This is a genomic window from Streptomyces mayteni (assembly GCF_054783955.1).
In genome coordinates, this window is sequence record NZ_BAAGPR010000259.1 from 1 (window position 1) to 1,449 (window position 1,449).

Below are 1,449 nucleotides of genomic sequence, written 5' to 3' on the forward strand. Positions count from 1 at the left end.
CCGGTCGCGCTGGTGGCCGAGCGGCTGGCCGCGCTCGGCACCGACCCGCCGGCGGACCGCCGCGGCGGCTGAGCCGCCGCCTGCTGGAGTGCGCCGCCGACCGGGTTCCGGTCGGCCGCGCGCCCCAGCACGACCGACTGACACACCGTCACCATTTTCACCCGACATCCACATCCTTCACGCGCCGGTCGCGAGCTTCACGTGATCCCGCCCGTGCGCCTGCCGGCCTCCCGGCGCGCTCACTAGCGTGTGCCGCGATCCTCCGGCCCCGGAGGACGCGCTCGCACAGCTCTCCATGGAGGTGTCATGAGACGCGCCAGAATCCTCGCGATGGCGGCTTCCGTCATCCTCTTGGCCGGCTCCGCCACGGCGGCGGCCCAGAGCGGCGGCGGTGACGTCAAGGACGTCCCCGGCGCCGAGGACGTGGGCCCGCTGGCGGCCCACAACCAGTACACCGGCACTCCCACCAGCATCGCTCCCGGCACGTCGGGATCGGCCTGGGCGTACTGCCCCGCCGGCGAGGTGCCCACCGGTGGCGGCGCCGGCACCAGCGCCTTCGACATCTACCTGCTCGACACGCGCCCGTCGGGCACGGCCTGGCTCGTCTACGGGAAGAACACCAGCTCGACGGCCCAGTCCCTCACGGCCTACGTCGTCTGCACGGTGCCCTGACCCGCGTGACCTGACGCCGGCGGGCGGTTCCCGTGCCCGCCGCGTCAGCCGGCCTCGTAGACCTCGCCGCCGAGTTCGAGCCGGGCGGCGCCCGCGGTGGCACCGGCCAGCCAGGCGCGGAACGCCTCGACGTCGGCCTCCGGCAGGCCTACCCGGATGGCCACCTCGGCGCCGTACGTCACCTCCCGCACCGCCCGTCCCGAGGCCCGCAGGTCGTTCTCGAGCCGGCCGGCGCGCTCGTGGCCGACGGTGACGACGGCCAGCCGCAGCCGGCGCCGGGGCACGGTGCCGATCGCGTCGAGCGCGGCGCCGACCGCGCCGCCGTAGGCGCGGATCAGGCCGCCGGCACCGAGCTTGACGCCGCCGAACCACCGGGTGACCACGGCCACCGTGAACCGCACCTCGCGGCGCAGCAGCATCTGCAGCATGGGCAGCCCCGCGGTGCCGCCAGGCTCGCCGTCGTCGCCGCTCTTCTGGACGACGGCGTCGGCGCCGAGCACATACGCGTAGCAGTGGTGGCTGGCGGCCGGATGCCGGGCCCGCGCCCGGGCGACGAACGCCTGCGCGGCGGCCTCGTCGGCCACCGGCGCCAGCGCGCACAGGAAGCGCGAGCGGTTCACCTCGGTCTCGTGCTCGCCCTCGCCGACCACCGTCAGATACCCGTCCCGCATCCGCCCAGCCTAGGGCCTGTCTTTTGGATCTTCGTGGATCAGGCCTTGGCTCCCCCAGGCCTGGCGGCCTGGGTGGGGGTGCCCCCTGCACGGAGTGCTTGGGGGA

Annotated in this window: 2 protein-coding genes; one reads left to right on the top strand and one right to left on the bottom strand. The window is 75.1% G+C overall.

Annotated features, from left to right (window positions below; translation table 11 throughout):
* Positions 1–306 precede the first annotated feature (306 nt).
* Positions 307–672, top strand: coding sequence for a hypothetical protein (locus ACYVPE_RS39765; RefSeq protein WP_461038722.1), 366 nt, complete (start codon positions 307–309; stop codon positions 670–672).
* 44 nt (positions 673–716) lie between these two features.
* Here the strand turns inward: ACYVPE_RS39765 and ACYVPE_RS39770 are convergent, their stop codons facing one another.
* On the bottom strand, positions 717–1,343 hold the full coding sequence (locus ACYVPE_RS39770; protein ID WP_461038723.1) for an IMPACT family protein: 627 nt from the start codon (positions 1,341–1,343) through the stop codon (positions 717–719).
* Between the last annotated feature and the right edge of the window lie 106 nt (positions 1,344–1,449).

Excerpts from the sequence above, each read along its gene's own strand:
- ACYVPE_RS39765 (WP_461038722.1), top strand. The coding sequence starts at position 307 with ATGAGACGCGCCAGAATCCTCGCGATGGCGGCTTCCGTCATCCTCTTG.
- ACYVPE_RS39770 (WP_461038723.1), bottom strand. The coding sequence starts at position 1,343 with ATGCGGGACGGGTATCTGACGGTGGTCGGCGAGGGCGAGCACGAGACC.